At 72.7% G+C, this 16019-nt stretch carries 26 protein-coding genes and 1 pseudogene; 23 read left to right on the top strand and 4 right to left on the bottom strand.

Annotation, left to right across the window (positions count from 1 at the left end):
- Window positions 1-234: 234 nt before the first annotated feature.
- From AB0G13_RS06345 to AB0G13_RS06335, 3 genes and pseudogenes are all read right to left on the bottom strand, one after another.
- A pseudogene (locus tag AB0G13_RS06345) lies at window positions 235-1242 on the bottom strand (TadA family conjugal transfer-associated ATPase); the annotation flags it as partial.
- A gap of 1 nt (window position 1243) precedes the next feature.
- A complete protein-coding gene (locus tag AB0G13_RS06340) occupies window positions 1244-2668 on the bottom strand; it encodes a recombinase family protein (RefSeq protein WP_357869725.1) in 1425 nt (474 codons plus the stop codon).
- Window positions 2669-2694: 26 nt separating this feature from the next.
- On the bottom strand, window positions 2695-3153 hold the full coding sequence (locus AB0G13_RS06335; RefSeq protein ID WP_357869763.1) for a helix-turn-helix transcriptional regulator: 459 nt from the start codon (window positions 3151-3153) through the stop codon (window positions 2695-2697).
- 203 nt (window positions 3154-3356) lie between these two features.
- On the opposite strand from AB0G13_RS06335, the gene AB0G13_RS06330 reads away from it, so the two are divergent.
- The 23 genes from AB0G13_RS06330 (at window position 3357) to AB0G13_RS06220 (ending at window position 15633) form a co-directional block, all read left to right on the top strand.
- Window positions 3357-3608 (top strand): helix-turn-helix domain-containing protein, encoded by a 252-nt coding sequence (locus AB0G13_RS06330; protein ID WP_357869722.1) that lies wholly within the window; start codon window positions 3357-3359, stop codon window positions 3606-3608.
- Window positions 3605-3781 (top strand): hypothetical protein, encoded by a 177-nt coding sequence (locus tag AB0G13_RS06325; RefSeq protein ID WP_357869719.1) that lies wholly within the window; start codon window positions 3605-3607, stop codon window positions 3779-3781. Before AB0G13_RS06330 ends, AB0G13_RS06325 begins: the two co-directional genes overlap by 4 nt.
- Window positions 3782-3901: 120 nt before the next feature.
- Window positions 3902-4606, top strand: a complete 705-nt coding sequence (locus tag AB0G13_RS06320; protein ID WP_357869716.1) for a hypothetical protein — start codon at window positions 3902-3904, stop codon at window positions 4604-4606.
- Window positions 4603-4902: a hypothetical protein gene (locus AB0G13_RS06315; protein ID WP_357869713.1), complete on the top strand. Its 300-nt coding sequence runs from the start codon at window positions 4603-4605 to the stop codon at window positions 4900-4902. The genes AB0G13_RS06320 and AB0G13_RS06315 overlap by 4 nt, the downstream gene beginning before the upstream one ends.
- Entirely contained in the window at window positions 4902-5219 is a 318-nt protein-coding gene (locus AB0G13_RS06310) for a hypothetical protein (RefSeq protein WP_357869711.1), read from the top strand. The genes AB0G13_RS06315 and AB0G13_RS06310 overlap by 1 nt, the downstream gene beginning before the upstream one ends.
- Complete coding sequence (locus tag AB0G13_RS06305; protein ID WP_357869710.1) at window positions 5216-5533, top strand: hypothetical protein; 318 nt, start codon at window positions 5216-5218, stop codon at window positions 5531-5533. The genes AB0G13_RS06310 and AB0G13_RS06305 overlap by 4 nt, the downstream gene beginning before the upstream one ends.
- A complete protein-coding gene (locus AB0G13_RS06300) occupies window positions 5530-6864 on the top strand; it encodes a hypothetical protein (protein ID WP_357869708.1) in 1335 nt (444 codons plus the stop codon). The genes AB0G13_RS06305 and AB0G13_RS06300 overlap by 4 nt, the downstream gene beginning before the upstream one ends.
- On the top strand, window positions 6861-8672 hold the full coding sequence (locus AB0G13_RS06295) for a UvrD-helicase domain-containing protein (RefSeq protein WP_357869707.1): 1812 nt from the start codon (window positions 6861-6863) through the stop codon (window positions 8670-8672). Before AB0G13_RS06300 ends, AB0G13_RS06295 begins: the two co-directional genes overlap by 4 nt.
- Window positions 8665-8967 carry a hypothetical protein gene (locus AB0G13_RS06290; RefSeq protein WP_357869705.1) on the top strand — a complete coding sequence of 101 codons (303 nt, stop codon included), beginning with the start codon at window positions 8665-8667 and terminating at the stop codon, window positions 8965-8967. Before AB0G13_RS06295 ends, AB0G13_RS06290 begins: the two co-directional genes overlap by 8 nt.
- A 193-nt stretch (window positions 8968-9160) precedes the next feature.
- Window positions 9161-9538 carry a helix-turn-helix domain-containing protein gene (locus AB0G13_RS06285; RefSeq protein ID WP_357869703.1) on the top strand — a complete coding sequence of 126 codons (378 nt, stop codon included), beginning with the start codon at window positions 9161-9163 and terminating at the stop codon, window positions 9536-9538.
- Window positions 9535-9819, top strand: coding sequence for a hypothetical protein (locus AB0G13_RS06280; protein WP_357869700.1), 285 nt, complete (start codon window positions 9535-9537; stop codon window positions 9817-9819). The genes AB0G13_RS06285 and AB0G13_RS06280 overlap by 4 nt, the downstream gene beginning before the upstream one ends.
- An 81-nt stretch (window positions 9820-9900) precedes the next feature.
- Window positions 9901-10758 (top strand): hypothetical protein, encoded by an 858-nt coding sequence (locus tag AB0G13_RS06275; protein WP_357869698.1) that lies wholly within the window; start codon window positions 9901-9903, stop codon window positions 10756-10758.
- Complete coding sequence (locus AB0G13_RS06270) at window positions 10755-10961, top strand: hypothetical protein (protein ID WP_357869695.1); 207 nt, start codon at window positions 10755-10757, stop codon at window positions 10959-10961. Before AB0G13_RS06275 ends, AB0G13_RS06270 begins: the two co-directional genes overlap by 4 nt.
- Complete coding sequence (locus AB0G13_RS06265; RefSeq protein ID WP_357869692.1) at window positions 10954-11292, top strand: hypothetical protein; 339 nt, start codon at window positions 10954-10956, stop codon at window positions 11290-11292. The genes AB0G13_RS06270 and AB0G13_RS06265 overlap by 8 nt, the downstream gene beginning before the upstream one ends.
- A gap of 13 nt (window positions 11293-11305) precedes the next feature.
- The gene (locus tag AB0G13_RS06260) at window positions 11306-12046 is read left to right on the top strand and encodes a hypothetical protein (protein ID WP_357869689.1); all 741 of its coding nucleotides are present in this window, start codon (window positions 11306-11308) and stop codon (window positions 12044-12046) included.
- A 3-nt stretch (window positions 12047-12049) separates the two neighbouring features.
- Window positions 12050-12412, top strand: a complete 363-nt coding sequence (locus AB0G13_RS06255; RefSeq protein WP_357869687.1) for a hypothetical protein — start codon at window positions 12050-12052, stop codon at window positions 12410-12412.
- The gene (locus AB0G13_RS06250; RefSeq protein ID WP_357869684.1) at window positions 12409-12597 is read left to right on the top strand and encodes a hypothetical protein; all 189 of its coding nucleotides are present in this window, start codon (window positions 12409-12411) and stop codon (window positions 12595-12597) included. Before AB0G13_RS06255 ends, AB0G13_RS06250 begins: the two co-directional genes overlap by 4 nt.
- On the top strand, window positions 12594-13256 hold the full coding sequence (locus AB0G13_RS06245; protein ID WP_357869681.1) for a hypothetical protein: 663 nt from the start codon (window positions 12594-12596) through the stop codon (window positions 13254-13256). The genes AB0G13_RS06250 and AB0G13_RS06245 overlap by 4 nt, the downstream gene beginning before the upstream one ends.
- On the top strand, window positions 13253-13690 hold the full coding sequence (locus AB0G13_RS06240; protein ID WP_357869678.1) for a helix-turn-helix transcriptional regulator: 438 nt from the start codon (window positions 13253-13255) through the stop codon (window positions 13688-13690). The genes AB0G13_RS06245 and AB0G13_RS06240 overlap by 4 nt, the downstream gene beginning before the upstream one ends.
- A gap of 18 nt (window positions 13691-13708) precedes the next feature.
- Complete coding sequence (locus AB0G13_RS06235; protein ID WP_357869675.1) at window positions 13709-13999, top strand: hypothetical protein; 291 nt, start codon at window positions 13709-13711, stop codon at window positions 13997-13999.
- Window positions 14000-14135: 136 nt separating this feature from the next.
- The gene (locus tag AB0G13_RS06230; RefSeq protein WP_357869672.1) at window positions 14136-14363 is read left to right on the top strand and encodes a hypothetical protein; all 228 of its coding nucleotides are present in this window, start codon (window positions 14136-14138) and stop codon (window positions 14361-14363) included.
- On the top strand, window positions 14360-15340 hold the full coding sequence (locus tag AB0G13_RS06225) for a hypothetical protein (protein WP_357869669.1): 981 nt from the start codon (window positions 14360-14362) through the stop codon (window positions 15338-15340). The genes AB0G13_RS06230 and AB0G13_RS06225 overlap by 4 nt, the downstream gene beginning before the upstream one ends.
- Window positions 15341-15354: 14 nt before the next feature.
- Window positions 15355-15633, top strand: a complete 279-nt coding sequence (locus AB0G13_RS06220; RefSeq protein WP_357869666.1) for a hypothetical protein — start codon at window positions 15355-15357, stop codon at window positions 15631-15633.
- 169 nt (window positions 15634-15802) lie between these two features.
- Here AB0G13_RS06220 and AB0G13_RS06215 read toward each other — a convergent pair whose 3' ends face one another.
- A complete protein-coding gene (locus tag AB0G13_RS06215) occupies window positions 15803-15982 on the bottom strand; it encodes a hypothetical protein (protein WP_357869663.1) in 180 nt (59 codons plus the stop codon).
- Window positions 15983-16019: the final 37 nt, after the last annotated feature.

Below are 16019 nucleotides of genomic sequence, written 5' to 3'. Positions count from 1 at the left end.
CCTGCGGGGGCGCAACGCCCCCGCCGATGCGTCCCGCCGTGGCTTCCGCACCCTCACCGGGTGTCCGGCGCAGCTCGGTGATCCAGTCGACGAGCGGGTCCTCGGCGCCGGTGCGCGCGGTTGCGCCCACGCCGGCCACCAGCACGCCCCGCCGACGCCGACCACCACGCATCGCCCCGGCTATCAGCACCGCCGTCGCCAGGACCGAGAGCACCACCAGCGCGTACGGGGTGGTCACTTCGGTCCCGCCGATCCCGGCCACGGCTCGGTCAGGACCGGCGGCACCGCTACGGCCCGCTCCCGCAGCAGTGTGGCGAGCGCCGGTGCGGCGAGGTCCGGCCCGCGTCCGCGTACCCAGGCGGGAACCGCAGTCACCAGCCGGTCCGGGCCCTCCGGCAGCAGCAGGCAGACCGATTCCAACACCCGCCCCTCGGCGCTCCGGCGCACCTGGAGCAGCACCTGGAGCGCGGCGGCCACCTGGGCGTGCAGGGCCGGGCGGGGCAGCCCGCCGAGCATCCCGAGGGCCTCCAGCCGCGCCGGCACGTCCGACGGGGCGTTGGCGTGCAGGGTGCCGGCGCCTCCGTCGTGGCCGGTGTTCAGGGCGGCGAGCAGGTCGACCACCTCCCCGCCCCGGCACTCGCCGACCACCAGCCGGTCGGGCCGCATCCGCAGCGCCTGCCGCACCAGGTCGGTCAGGCCGACCGCGCCGGAACCCTCCACGTTGGCCGTCCTGGCCTGCAACCCGACGACGTGCGGATGCCGGGGGTGCAGCTCGGCCGCGTCCTCCACCAGCACGATCCGTTCGGTGGCCGGGACCAGTCCGAGCAGCGTGTTCAGCAACGTCGTCTTGCCCGAGCCGGTGCCGCCGGTCACCAGGTACGCCAGCCGGGCCGCCACCACGGCGGAGAGCACCGGCGCCACCGGTCGGGGAACCGTCCCCTGGCTCACCAACTCGTCGAGGGTGAAGGGCCGCTGCCGGAAGGTCCGCAGGGACAGGTAGGGCCCGTCGGTCGCCACGGGCGGCAGCACCGCGTGCAGCCGGGTGCCGTCGGGAAGCCGGGCGTCCGCGTACGGGGAGCCGTCGTCGAGCCGCCGGCCGGCGCTGGCGGTGAGCCGCTGGGCGAGCCGGCGTACGTCGTCCACCGTGCCGAGCGGCACCGCGACCTGGTGCAGGCCCCGCCCCCGGTCCACCCAGACCCGGACGCCGTTGACCAGCACGTCGGTGCTGGTTGCTAAATGTGGGTCAGCGCCATTCGACAACAATCCGCTGTGATGCTGGCTGCCGGTAAAACTCGGACGGCCGAATCGTCACCGTCACCAGGATTTGCCGCAGCGCTCTATTCCGCTGCCCGCCGTCCATTTCCGGCCACAACTCCAGCAGTTTCTCCCCCAGCGACACCACCGATTCGGGCGCTGCCGCCTGCACCACTGACCGGGCTGATGTCAGGTTCTCCACCAGCTGCGTCTCGGCGCGCCGCAGGTCCGCCATCGTGTCGTCGTAGGTGCGGTCGTCCAGCTGCTCCCGCGCCCACCGCTCGGTGGCCCGCGCCATGGCCCGCCGGGTGGCCTCCAGCTCGCGGTGGAGGGCCTCCACGTCCGCGCCGGCCCGTACCGCCCGGGCGGCGTGCGCGGTCCGCGCTGCCACGTCGCCGCGCAGCAGCTCGACGCGGGCACGCACCTGCCCGAGGAGCGCCTCCTCGACGGCGGCCAGGCGCAGGTGTCCGCACCCCGCGCACGGGCTGGTCAACTCCCACTGGTTGCGGCAGAAGATGCCCGGGCCGTTTCGGTGGGGGCGGATGTTGGTGTGCCCCTCGCAGGCACCGCACCGGCCGATGCCGGACAGGCTGTACCGGGCGTCCTGGACGCGGGGGTGCACTCGCCGGTCAGCCTCGATGCGGGTCTGCACCTGCTGCCAGGTGTCCTCGTCGACGAGCGGCGGATGGGCGTCTGGCGTTTCGACCATGCCGCCTGGGCCGCGGCTGTGGACCACGCCGAGGTAGGTGGGGTTGGCGAGCAGCTTCTTGAGGGTGCTGGTGGCGAGGGCGAGGCCGCTGGCGTTCTGGATGCGGCGTCGGATGTCGCGCACCCCGGCGCCGGCGGCGTAGTCGCGGAACGCTCCGGCGATGACGTGGCCGAGGACTGGGTCGGGTTCCAGGCGGCCGTCGTCGGCGCGCCGGTAGCCGGTGGGTGGGCGGCCGTGGTGGCGGCCCTGTTCGGCGCGGCGGGCGATGGTGGCCGACCAGGCGCGGCCGATCTCCCTCGCGCGGTACTGCGCCAGGTTGAGCAGGTTGATGAGCATCATCTCGCCGGCCGGCGTGGACGTGTCGATGTGCTCGCACGCGGAGATGATCGTGACGCCGGATTCGGCGAGCTCGCGGAGGACGAGCAGGCTCTCTAGGACGTCGCGGCCGAAGCGGCTGACGTCGTAGACGGCGATGGCGTCGATCTGTCCGTCGCGGGCCATCTGGCGGACCCGGTCGATGCCCTCGCGGGTGAAGTGGGTGCCGGAGACGTCGATGTCTTCGACGACGCCGACCTCTCGCATGCCGTGGGTGGCGCGGCGCATGGCGGAGGTCTGGACGTCCGGCGAGTGGAAGTCGTCGCCGCCGCGACCCATGAGCGCGCTGACCCGGACGTAGAGCAGGACGCGGGTGGGGCGGTCGGGCACGGCGGCGAGCTTGCGGCGGGGCGGCATCAGCTAGCGCGGCGGTCCTGACCCTCGCCCCGTTCGGTGCGGTCGGCGAGGTCGGCGAGGTAGCGCAGGGTGGCCCGGATGGTGGCCTTCTCGGCTTCGCTCGCGGTGGGGCTGGTCAGTCTGCGCATGATGATCACCATGTCGGGATCGAGTGGCGGGTCACTCGTCGACCGGCCGGGGGGCGAGGTCCCGACCCGCAGCCCGGCCGCCACAAGCACCTCGTCGGCGTTGAGGCCGAACAGGGCGGCGAAGGCCTCGACGACAGCCGGGTCCTCGGGTCGGCTCCTGCCGGACTCCCAGCGAATGATCGTGGTCCGGTCGATACCGAGCCGGCGGGCCAGCTCCGACTTGTTCATGCCGACACGCTCACGCGTCGTGGTGACGAGTGATGCCCAGGTGCCACGGTCGGGCGTCGCAGTGTTGCCCACGTGCACACCGTAAGGCACTGAACTCGGCATATCCGCAGGTCGTAACGGCTCTGGACGCGTCGTGCGGCGTGGTTGCAGCAGGCTGAATTGCCGTCTGGTGAGTGCCCTCACGGGCGTTTCGACACGTTGCATGGGTGCAACGCTAGGGGACGCAGGGCCCATTCACGAATCAGCCGTTCGGCCGATGTGTTGCACTGTTGCAACACCCCCACAGCGGAGGTACGGTCTGTGGCATGAGTGCAGCACCCCCCCGAGGCGAGGCCGCAACACTCTCGCCGATCCGGCTCAAGACCGACGTCTTCACCAAGCTCACGGCAGACCTGGACGCCAGCTCCGAGATCGAGCTGGCCCGCCTCTTCGGCATGAACCGCACCACCCTCTACCGCATCCGCAAGGGCGAGGTCACGCCCACCCTCACGGTGGCGATGCGCATGGCTGACCGGCTCGGCACGACCGTCGACGAGCTCTTCGAGGTGGCGGCATGACGCAGCCCGCCACCCGCCCGGCCATCGAGCCGGTCGAGCGCCTCGACCCGGACAGCCCGAAGGGCCGGCAGATCGCCGCCGACCTCACCCGCGTCCTCGCCGAGATCGAGCTGGAGATCCGGCAGCGCAAGGCCGCCGAGCAGGCGGCCGACACCGCCCGGAGCGCCGCGTGATGGCCACCGCCCGCGCCGACGTGATCTGGAACCGCCGGCAGTAACACGCGAGCCCCCAGCCGCACCACCGGCCGAGGGCTCACAACACCCGGACAACCAACCGCGAAGCAAGGAGTCCAGATGTCCAGCAAGACTATCCGCCCCGGCCTCACGGCCGCGACCGGCGCGGTCCGCGCCCTTCACGCCGCCGGCTGGAAGGTCGACCGCGTCGACCAGCTCGCCGACGGCAGCACCGAGCGCGCCCTGCTCCACCCGTCGGGGCGGGAGATCACCGCCATCACCGACGGGGGCCGGGACAGCACCGACCTGACCCTGACCGGGCTGACGCTCGACCAGGTGGCGGGCGCGGTCACCGGCGCCGGGCTCGCCCCGGCCGGACCGGTCGAGGTCGTCGAGCCCCGGTACATGTCCTGCCCCCGCGAGTGCGGCGTGGACGTGCGCAAGCACAACTCGTCCGGCCTGGTCGACGGCCGGTGCGACACGGACCTGCGGGACCGTCTCGCCGCCGAGCTGCACCGCATCGCCGACGACATCGTCCGCCTGGAACTGCCCCTCAAGGACACGCTGAGCAGCACCCTCAACCTCGGTGTGCTGCACAGCCGGGCCGACCTGGAGCGGTGGGCCGAGTACCTCGGAAGCGCCATCAAGGTCGACTCGGCCAACAGCATCCCGTTCACCACCCACCGGATCCTGCTCGACGGCCAGAAGTACGGGGCGTGGTTGGACGTCCGGGCGCAGACGAAGGCCGAGCCGCAGGAGAGCGAGCTGGAGCGGCTGCGCGCCGAGGTCGCCGAGTTGCGTGCCGCGCAGGGCGGCGCGCGATGAGCCAGCCGTCCCAGCCCACGCCGCAGCCGCGGCCCACCACCCCGTGGAGCAACCCGCCGCAGGTGCCGCCGCGCGGCCCCAGCTACTTCACCGCCGACCCGATCACGGTGCCGGACCTGCCGTGCGGGCACCTGCCCGGCGACGTCCACAACGACGAGTGCGCGTACTGGATCGGTGTGGCCGCCGGCGACTACCCGGCCCCGGACGCCTACGTGGTGACCGACGCCGTGACGATCCCGCCGCACCTGCTGGGCCTGCTGCCGCTGACCGACCCCGCCCTCCGGGACGCGGCGTGATGGCCGCCCTGACCGTGGCCCTGGCCGTCACCGCCGTCGTGCTGCTGGTCCTCCTGGCCACCGCGTCGCTGCTGGCGTACGGGTACGCCACCGCCCTCGCGGCCACCACCGCCGAGCGGGACGAGGCCCGCGACGACCTGCGCACCGCCCACCGCGAGGAGCGGCGGCTGCGCGCCGAGCTGGAGCAGCGGGCGGTCGCCTCGGCCGTCCTCACCCCCGACGCGGAGCGGCCGTGGCCCCTCTGGGGTCACCGCACCCTCCGCGACATCCACACCGCCCGCTCCGCCGCCGACTTCGACCGGAAGGACCAGCGGTGACCGCCCAGCAGTCGCCCGTCGCCGCGCCGGCCCCCACCGAGGGGCCGGCCCCGGCCGGGCCGTACATCGGCCGCCACCGCGCCGGCCGCCGCGAGAAGCGCGGCACCCACCACCAGGTCGCCGAGCCGGTCTCCGCCGACTGGTCGCCGCTGCACCCCGCCGACCGGCAGGCCCTCGCCCCGCACCACTGGGCCGACCGGCACCTGCCCGCGGGCGTCGACGAGCGCACCGGCCGCATCGACACGGCCGCCGTCCTCGCCGAGCTCCGCAGCGACCTGACCGACACCGACACCACCCAGGGAGCCCAGCAGTGACCGCCCCCGCCCTGCGTACCCGCAAGCCCACCGGCCGCGTGCCGTGGCCGCTCATCCTCGTCGAGGGCGGCGAGAAGGCCGGCAAGAGCTGGATGATCGCCGAACTGTCCGCGTCGCCGAGGGTCGGCCCGACCTACTGGATTGACCTCGGCGAGGGGGCGGGCGACGAGTACGGCGCCATCCCCGGAGCCCGGTACGAGATCGTCGAGCACGACGGCACGTTCGGCGACATCCTCGGCCAGGTCGAAGCGGCCAAGGCCGAAGCCGCCCGGGTCGCCGCCGCCAAGCTGCCCCCCGTCGTCCTGGGCATCGACTCCGGAACCCTGGAGTGGGACCTGCTCAAGGGCATCGCCGACGCCAAGGCCCGAGCCCGGCTGGCGAAGCGAGGGAAGCAGATCGCCCCGGACGCCGAGCCGCAGATCTCGATGGATCTCTGGAACGAGATCAACGCCAAGCACCGGCGACTGATGACCCACCTGATGACCTTCCCCGGGATCGTCGTGATCACCGCACGGGGCAAGGAGGTCGCCGCGCTCGACAACGGCGGTCGTCCGGTCGAGGGCAGCAAGGAGTACAAGGTCGAGGGCCAGAAGAACCTCGCCTTCGACGCCACGGTCTGGGTCCGTGTCTCCCGCGATCACCCGCCGATGGTCGTCGGCGCCCGGTCGGTGCACGCCGGCATCCGGCCCGGTGTCGACCGGCCTCGGCCGGTCCCAGGTCTGACCCTGGAGAAGCTCGTCTTCGACATCTTGAAGTGCAACCCGGAGACCGCGCACGTGCGGGATCTGGTGCCGCTGTCCACGGAGGACGACTCGATCGGCCGGGACGTCGACGAACGTCCGGTGTCGGGCCCGCCGGCCAACCGGCCGGTCTCCGGGCCGCCCCGCCAGTACGCCGTCGGCGAGTTTCCGGCGCCCGAGGCGCTCAGCGCGGCTGGCACCGGCATCCTCCACGACCTCGCCCAGGCGTACGACGAAACCGCCCTACGCCGGGTGTGGAAGGCCGCAGGGCAGGTCGCCTCCGAGCAGCGAATCAGCCTCGCCGAGTCGGACTACATCCGCGACCGCTGGGCGGTCCGCAAGGAGCAGCTCTTCCCGTCCAAGCCGGCCGTCGACGCCCAGCACAAACGCATCCACGCCATGTGCAAGGAGGCCGGAATCGAGGACCGGGACAGCCGTCTCCGCTTCCTGTCCGAGGTGACCGGCCGGGAGATCGACACCCAGAACCGCCTCAACGTCGACGAGGCCAGCGCCGTCATCGACCGGCTGAAGGCCGTGATCGCCCAGAACACCCCGCCCGCCACCGACCAGGAAGGCCAGGCCGCCGCATGAGCCACACCCCGACCGAGGAGCAGGCCGCCATCATCGAGGCCGCCCGCACCGGCGAGGACCTCACCATCGAGGCCGGCGCCGGCACCGGCAAGACCAGCACGCTGAAGATGCTCGCCCACGACGCCGGCCGCCGCCGCGGCGCCTACCTCGCCTACAACCGGTCCATCGCCACCGACGCGGCCAAGGAGTTCCCCGCCGCCGTCACCTGCAAGACGGCGCACTCCTTCGCCTACGGGGCGGTCGGCCGGCAGTACGCCCACCGCCTCAACGGGCCGCGGGTGCCCGCCCGGCAGGCCGCCATCCTGCTCGGCCTCAACGAGCCGGTGAAGGTCGGCGAGACGATGCTCGCCCCGCAGCAGCTCGCCCGCCTCGTCGGCGAGACCGTCCAGCGGTTCTGCTACTCCGACGACCGGCAGATCGAGCGGATGCACGTGCCGCTGGTCAACGGGCTCGACCGGCCCGGTCAGGCCGAGCTCGCGAAGTACCTGGTGCCGGTCGCCCAGAAGGCGTGGGACACCGACCTGACGCAGCTCAACGGGCAGCTCCGCTTCACCCACGACATGTACCTGAAGCTGTGGATCCTCACCGACCCGGTGATCCACGCCGACTACGTGCTCCTCGACGAGGCGCAGGACTCCAACCCGGCCGTCGCCGGTCTGGTGTCTCGGCAGCCGGCGCAGCGGATCCTCGTCGGCGACCGCGCGCAGGCCATCTACGGGTGGCGCGGGGCGACCGACGCGATGGCCAGCTTCGACGGACGCCGCTTCCAGCTCTCCCAGTCCTTCCGGTTCGGGCCGGCCATCGCCGCCGAGGCCAACAAGTGGCTGTCGCTGCTCGACAACACCGACCTGCGGCTCACCGGCTACGACCGGGTGCCGTCGCGGGTCGAGCCCGTCGACGAGCCGGACGCGGTGCTGTGCCGCTCCAACGGCGGCGCCATCATCCGCGTCATCGAGGCCCTCGGGCAGGGCCGTGCCGCCGCGCTGGTCGGCGGCGGGCAGGACATCCGCCGCATGGCCGAGGCCGCCCAGCGGCTCCAGGCCGGACTCCCGACCGACCACCCGGAGCTGTTCGCCTTCGGCACGTGGCGGGAGGTGCAGGAGTACGTCGAGATGGACGCCGCCGGGGCCGACCTGCGGGTGTTCGTCCGGCTGATCGACCGGCACGGCCCGTACGAGGTGATGCGGGTGTGCGACGCCCTGGTCGACGAGCGGTACGCCGACGTCGTGGTCTCGACCGCGCACAAGGCGAAGGGCCGGGAGTGGGGCTCCGTCCGGATCGCGGACGACTTCCCGGAGCCGCGGCCGGCGGAGGACGGGTCGGTCCGGATCGCCCGTGACGAGGCGATGCTGGCGTACGTCGCGGTGACCCGGGCGCAGCGGGTGCTCGACCGGTACGGCCTGGCGTGGGTGGACCGGTACGCCGGCCCGGCACCGGTGGTGCCGAAGCAGCACCCAGAGCACGCGATCCTGCCGGACGCCCCGCGCATCGAGGACCTGCTCGACGCCTCCTCGCTCGGCACTCCCGACGCGGTGGCCCTGCGCGAGCAGGCCCGCACCGACATGGCCGGCGAGCTGACCGGGATGCCGGCCGAGCAGGCGGACTGGGATGCGGATATCGCCGACGAGATGACCGGACCCACGCCGGCGCCCGGCGTCCGCGCGACCGGCCCGGACGGCGTGCCGCTGTCGCCGACGTGCCTGCGCTGCGGGCTGCCGCCGGCCGACTGCACGGACATCCTGCCGATGCTGTGGCACGCCGCCGCCGGCCGGCCCGCGCCCGAGCTGGCCGGAGCCGTCCGTGGCTGACGTCATCCAGTTCCCCGGGGTCGGCCTCGCGCCGGCCCCGGGCCGGGCCCCGCTCCCCATGCCGGACCGGGACGCGATGGGGGACCGGTTCGTCGCTTACTGCGAGGCCCGCGACTCCGGCCGGGCCGCCGACCCCCTGCTGCTCGGCGAGGCTGACCTCCTGGCGCACGCGGTGGCGGAGGACTGCGGCCGGTGGCGCGACGAGGCCGACCGGATCGAGGCACTCCGCGCCGAACTGGCCGCCGAGGTCGACCGCCTCCGTGACGAGCTGGTGCGCGCCCGGGGGCAGCGGTGAGCCGCGGTCGCCGCCGGTCGGGTCGGCCTCACCCGTACACGCCGTCCGCGGTGATCCCCGCCGACCACAACGGCCAGCGGCCGTGCGTGTGCGGCCGAGCCAAGACCAACGGCCTACACACCCAGGCGGCCCCGACTCCCGAGGTAGACGCGGCACACGCCGAGCACCGGCGCCGCATCGGAGACGAGGACTGATGACCACCTTCGCCTACCTGGCCTTGTGGGAGATCGGCGACGCCGACCGGCCCCGGGCCGCGCTCATCGCCGAGGCGTCCGCCGCCCTGGACGTGATGGCCGCCAACGACGGAGCCCGCATCGTCGGCGACCCGACGTGGACCGTCGCGGACCGGCGGCTGGTGTGCGAGGCCCCCGCCGTGCCGCTGGCCGCCCTGGAGGAGTCCGAAAGCGCGCGTCGGGCCCGCTTGGAGGGCGACGTGCTCCGCCTCGCCGGGCTGCGCTGGTCGGCCCGGCAGATCGCCGCGACGACCGGCCTGTCCCCGAACACCGTCCGCGCCGTCCTCGCCCGCTACGCCGGGCCCACCACCACGACCGAGGAGACCCGAGCCGCATGACCACCATCACCCTGCCCCGCGTGCCCCGCGAGATGACCGTCGGCGGCGCGTCCGTCGCCGTCCGCCTGCCCCTGGAGGCCGGCGCGGTCGCCCACCGCCCGCACCGCGACACCCTGCCCGCGCCGATCCCCGGCTACCCGGGTCGCACCGTGCAGGCCGTGTACGCGAACTGCGCCCGCGACGAGGACCAGTGCGCCGAGGTCACCGCCGCGTGGGCCGACAGCCGTGGCGCCCAGGCGTGCACCGAGCCGGCCTGCTTTCCCGACGCCGAGCCCCGCTGACCGGTCCGGGCCGGGCCCCACTTCCCCGGGGCCCGGCCCGACCACCCCGCACAGACCGCACCAGCAGATCAGGAGCACCGGGTGAGCTACCAGGCCGTGCAGTGGGCCCTCGACGAGGCCCCCATGCTGCGCACGCCCAAGGGCCTGCCGGACACCACCGCCCGCAGCGTCCTCGTCGCCAGGGCGGAACGCGCCGACGAGTTCGGCCGTGACACCCACGCCGCGATCACCGACGTCATCTGGCGCACCGGCTACGACGCCCGCACCATCCAGCGCGCCCAGGAACGCCTCGAAGCCGCCGGCCTCCTCATCCCGGACGGCACCACCCGATGGGGCACCCCCCGTTGGAACCTCGACATGAGCAAGAAGCGCGACCCGGCCGAGCTGGCTCAGATGGAAGCCGAGATCGAGAAGAAGAAGGCGGCTGAGGCGGCCCGGGTGCGCGACTACCGGCGCAAGCAGAAGGGGCAGCGTACGGACGCAGAGTCCGTACGTACGGATCCTGGATCCGCACGTACGGACACACGATCCGTACGTGCGGATCCTGACGACGTACGTACGGACGCAGCGCCGCCCGAACCACCCACGAACCTCCCGGGAACCCCCCGAGAAACCACCCAGGAACCCTCCACTGGGGGCACGCTGCCCCCAGACCCCCTGCGACCCCAGTCGCCTTCGGCTCCTGGGAACGGGATTGAAAGCTCACTCTCTTCGGCGGTACAGGACCCACCTCAGCCTGAGACCGCATCTCACGACCGCGCGCGCGAGACGGCCGCCGGCCGCGGCCCGAACCTCCGCCTGGTGACCAACTCCGACCGGCAGCCCACCTCCGACGGCTTCGGCTTCTGCCTCGCCTGCCACGCCGAGGGCAAGACCACCCTCGCCGTCGACCAGGTCGCCGGGAACGCCTGCGCCTTCCACCTCCGGAGCGCGTCGTGACCGCCGCCCCGTACCGGCACCGCACCCCGGGCGAGCGCCGCGCCCACGCGTCCGCACAGGCCGCCATCGCCCGTGCCCTCGCCCACACCACCCCGCCGCCGGCGCCCGACGCCGACGAGGAGCTCGGCGCCCAGTACCCGTACGTCACCCCCGCCCGCGCCCGACAGATCCGCCACGAGATCGAGGAAGCACGCGATGTCTGAGATCCGCACCGTTCACACCGCCCGCAAGACCCACCACTGCGAGAGCGACACCGGCACCCGCTGCCGCACCACCATCCAGCCCGGCGACCGCTACCTCCTCGCCGCCCTCCCGCCCAACGGCGAGCTGGGCAACACCACCTGGTGGCGGATGAAGATCTGCGAGCCCTGCGCCACCCGCTGGGGCCAGACCCTCGACGAGCAGGTCACCCCGCGCCGCTCCACCCGCCGCCGGCCGCGAACCCGCCCCGCCCAGCACCGCCGCCACGTCGACGAGCCCCGCCTCGACCGGCCCGTCGTCGACGTCCACCTCCCCACCGCCGACATCGCCTAACCCGGAGGACCCCATGACCACCACCGAGCCCTACGCCGCCGGAGACGCCCCCACCGACCGCAGCTTCGCCACCTACCTCACCGCCGACGCCCGCGACCAGCTCGACGCCCGAGCCGCCACCGCCGAGCAGGAGCGCGACGACGCCCTCGACGACCTCCGCGAACTCCGGGCACACCACACCGAGCTGCACACCCGCCTCAACGCCACCGAGAACGACCTCCGCAGCCAGACCCGCGCCGTCCGCAAAGCCCTCGCCGAGCGAGACCAGGCCCGCGAGCACGTCCACCACGACATCGCCCGCCAGATCGCCATGCTCGCCACCGACCCCAGCCTGCTCCGCGACTGGCTCACCACCTGCCAGCCCCAACCCACCGGATTCGGCGAACTGCTCCACGCCCTCGCCGACAAGCTCCGCAAGCCCTCGCCGGCCGGCCTCGGTTCCTCGTGTCGCGCGCAGGAGGACGAGCTGGCCCCGTGGATCCGCCGCGCCATCGGCGACCCCGGCAGCATCGCCGGCTTCCGCCGCGGCCCGCACTGGCCCGAGGGGCACGAGGGCTGGGCCGAGCAGGCGGAGAGCGTGACGGCCTGGTCGACGCGCGCCGTGCTGCGCGTCTTGGCCGTCGACGGCCGGCCGCGCTGCGAGCGCTGCTCCCAGGTGATCCGGGTCGACGACCTGTACGACCCGCCGCTGCCCGGTGTCGGCCTGTGGGAGCACCGCGGCGACTGCCCGCCCGTTGACGAGCGGGAGGGCTGACCGGTGCCCATCCGCCCCGAGAACCTCGCCCGCTACCCCGACAACTGGCCCGAGATCTCCCTCGCGATGAAGGAAGCGGCCGGATGGCAGTGCGCCTGCGAGGGCGAGTGCGGGCGCGGCACCCACACCGGCCGCTGCCCCAACCGCCACGGCCAGCCTGCCTACGGCACCGGCTCCCGGGTGGTCCTCACCACCGCCCACCTCGACCACACCCCGGAGAACTGCGACCCCGCCAACCTGCGGCCGATGTGTCAGGGCTGCCACCTGCACTACGACCGCGACCACCACCGCGAGACCGCCGCGGCGACCCGGCGCGCCCGGATCGCTGCCGCCGGCCAGCTCGCCCTCATCGAGGAGGCGTCGTGATCCGTCGCCTCCTGGCCGCGGGCGCCGCCGCGTACGTCGCCCTCATCGCCGCCGTCATCGGCCTCTCCGCCGCCCTCGACATCACCTGGGACCCCGAGATGGCCGTCGCCCAGGCCCTCGCCGCGGTGTTCCTCGGCCAGTACCTGCTCCTCGCCCACCTGTTCAGCCGAAAGGGTCGTCCGTGACCTCGCCGCACCACTTGCACGCCGTCGCCGCCGCCTGGTCCCTCCAGGCGGCGCGCACCGCCCTCGCCCAGCTCGCCCGCGCCGCCAACCGCCGCGCCGCCGACGACCTCCTCGCCGCCGCCTCGATCCTCCGGGCGCCCGTCTACGGCACCAGGCTCTCCGGCGGCGGCCACGGCGACCCCACCACCGGTGTCCTCCTCGCCCCACCCACCGCCCACGAGACGACCTGGGCCGACCTGCTCCAGCGCTCCACCGGCCGCCTCGACTGGCTCGCCGACGCCATCCGCTGCCCGACCGGACTGACTGTCGGACGGATCCGCGAGCACATTCCCGCCCTGCCGCCCGGCACCGTCCGCCTCGTTGCCCGCCACCTGGCCGACGAGGACGCCTGGGTGCGGGCCGCCATCCGCCAGCCTCGGCCCGTCGAGCCCCTCACCGGCGTCCCCTGCCCGCACTGCGGCGAGCGGCAGCTCGTCGTCCAGACCGCCGGCCCCGTCGACGCCTGGACCGTCATCTGCACCACCGGGCGGCTGTGCACCGGTGCCGGCTGCCCGTGCGGCATGCCCGGCGCAGTCGAAGGCGTCGCGCACATCTGGCGGCGGGCCGACGTCCTCGGTGCGGTCGCGGGGGCCGTACCGGCCAACACTGAGGCAGGATGACCGCCATGAACGACAACCGGACCTGGGACCACGAGCGATTCATGGCGTACGTCTACGACCACGCCGAGGCCACCCTTGGCTACCGGCCCAACGCCACCGATCTCGCCACCGCCGCCGGTATCTCGCAACCCGCACTGTCCCGGTGGAAGAGCGGGCAGACCATGCCCAGCACCGACCACCTCCGCCGCCTGGCCGAAGCGTTCAACATCAAACTGGCTGCCCTCTACGTCATCGTGGGACTGCTACCGGAGAACGAGAGCCACATCCCAGTAGCGCCACCCCGAGTGCATCCGCTTGCCAGCCAGATCAACCGGCTTCTGGCCCCCGACACCTCGCGTCTTAGCCGGGCCGAACGTGCGGAGTTCACCGCTACCTTGCGGCGGCTCATGCTCGGGTTCGGTGTTGCTCCGAGCGATGACGAGCCCACCGAGTAGACGCTTCCAGGAGGCCGCATGGACCAGCGCCGAGTGACTAACCTCGCCGGCATGCAGCCAGACCCCGAAGTCGTTGAGCACTACCGCCAGGCCCTCGCCGCCCAGACGAAGGAAACCCGAGCCGGCTACGCCCTCGGCTACACCGCCAGCCTGGTTCGCGAGGCTGCCGCAGATCATCTCGACAGCTGCGATGGATGCTCGACGTGCCAACGGTTGGAACGGACGTTGGCGTTCGTGGTTGCCTACGAGTTGGAGTTCGCGCCGTCGCATGTGCTCCGGATGCTCCACGGGATGGATGACGAGACCTGATTGGGCCTAAGCTCCGGCTCCCAAGATCAAGCATTCTCAGGAAACGCACTCCATAATGACCATTCTGGTGCTTCCCCCGGCGTGCCGCACGTGATCGATTGGCCTCAACCCCCGGCGCGGGCGGATGATGCCTCTCGTGTCACCCTCCCTGGCCAGCCAGATCCTGCACGGCGATCACGAGATCGACTGCCCCGAGTGCGGCTACCCAGTCTGGATCCGCCTCTCCGAGGTCGTCGCCCAGTGCACCGTGACCTGCCCCTGCTGTCGACTCCGGCTCCACCTCCTCGACGGCGGCCAGATGCAGAACCTGGGGGACACGCTTGAGCGGCAGATTGACCGAGCGTTCGAAGGGCTGACCAGATGAGGCACCAGCAAGACCTCCAGGTTGCGCTCCGCGAGCGCCTCCGCCGGATCCTGACCCAGGACTACAGCGTCGCGGGACACGAGGTGCGCCTGGTGGTCGACTGGGTCAAGAAGCAGCCGGCCTTGCGCGCAGCCCTCGCCGAGGCCGAGCAGGTCGAGCCCGACCTCGATTTCGACAGCCTCATGTCCGGCCTGAACAACCGGGACCTGTCCTGGCCGAGCAGGACGGAGGAGGGGCGAGCCGTTCTCTCCTGGCGCCTCATGGAGTTCGTCGCCGACGACGACGTCAAGCACGGCAGCAACGGTCGAGCGGTGATCAGCATGGCGCTCTCCACCGGCGAACGTCACTTCAGCGACGGATGGCGGAAGTTCGTAGAGGTGGCGCTCTCACCGTTCTTCGACTACCTCAGCGAGCGTGTCGGGGCGGAGAGCAGCGTGCTCTACGCCTTGGAGCGCTACGTCCGCCGGGTCGAGTGGTTCGACCGCGAGGAGCTCTACGAGCGGTTCCAGGGCGACACCCGCAACGGCGAGGAGGTCTACAACCTGGACCTCCAGCGGTTCCTGTACCTGGAGGGGAACTACGTCACGCACGCCAAGCCGCGCTCGGCATCCGGCGAGGCGGACATCATCGGCGAGGTCGACTCGGACGACGCCCTGATCTGCGACGGGAAGATCTTCGACGCCGGATCCCGAGGCAAGGGCTACCTGGCCAAGGGGTACAACCAGATCGTCCAGTACGCCCAGGACTACCAGAAGAACGTGGCCTACCTGGTCGTCTTCAACATCTCAGGGCGCCCGCTCCAGTTCCCTACCGACGAGTCCAAGGGTGTCTCCTTCCCCTACGTGGACATGTCGGGCGTCCGCGTGTACCTCGTCGGGGTGCGGGCACTGCCGCCCAAGACGACCGCGAGCAAGTTGGGCAAGGCCACGCCCGTCGTCGTGACCACAGAGGATCTGATCAACCCGGACGCCTCCTGACCTACGCTGGAGGGGTGACGATCTGGGTCAACGGCCACGAGTACGGCACCGCCAGTGAGGTCGCGGTCCGCCTCGGCGAGGACATCACCGAGGACCGCGTCCGCGACTGGGCCCGCCGCTCACGCAACACGGCCGACCCGCTCCACGGCCAGCTCCCCGCCCACCACGTTCCCGGCCGCGGTCGGGGCACCACGTGGTACCGCCTCGACCAGGCCGCCGCCGTCGAGGCCATCACCCGGAAGACGCCGGGCGGACCGCCCCGTGCTGGTATGGCCTCCAGCGCGTCGAGTTGACTCCTGCGAGTCCTGCGCGCGAAGATCGCATCACACATCCACCGACAGGCGGAGTGTGCCCGCAGCCCGGTAGAGCGATGCGCTCCCGGGCTGTTCTGCGTCCGGGGTCGGGACGCGGGCGCGGGGGGACGCGGGCAGGCCGCTGTGGTGGCCGGCCTGCCCGCACCCGTCACTCGCTGCCGACGTCAGAACCGGGCAGCTTCCCCCGGTCCAGCACCGTGTACGCCATCGCCAGCTTCAGCACGAGGTTGCCCGTGTTACTGCTCCTCACCGCACCGGGGATCCTCTCCAGGATCGCCCGCTTGGCTTCCAGAATCAGCTCGTGCTCGTCCTTCACGCCCTCAGCCATCGCATCTCCTACGCCCGGCCGGCCCGCCGCCGGCCAC

This window comes from Micromonospora sp. NPDC023633 (assembly GCF_040640035.1).
GTDB lineage: Bacteria > Actinomycetota > Actinomycetes > Mycobacteriales > Micromonosporaceae > Micromonospora.
The sequence above is the reverse complement of the archived record's forward strand: the minus strand, read 5'-3'. Positions and strand labels throughout refer to the sequence as shown.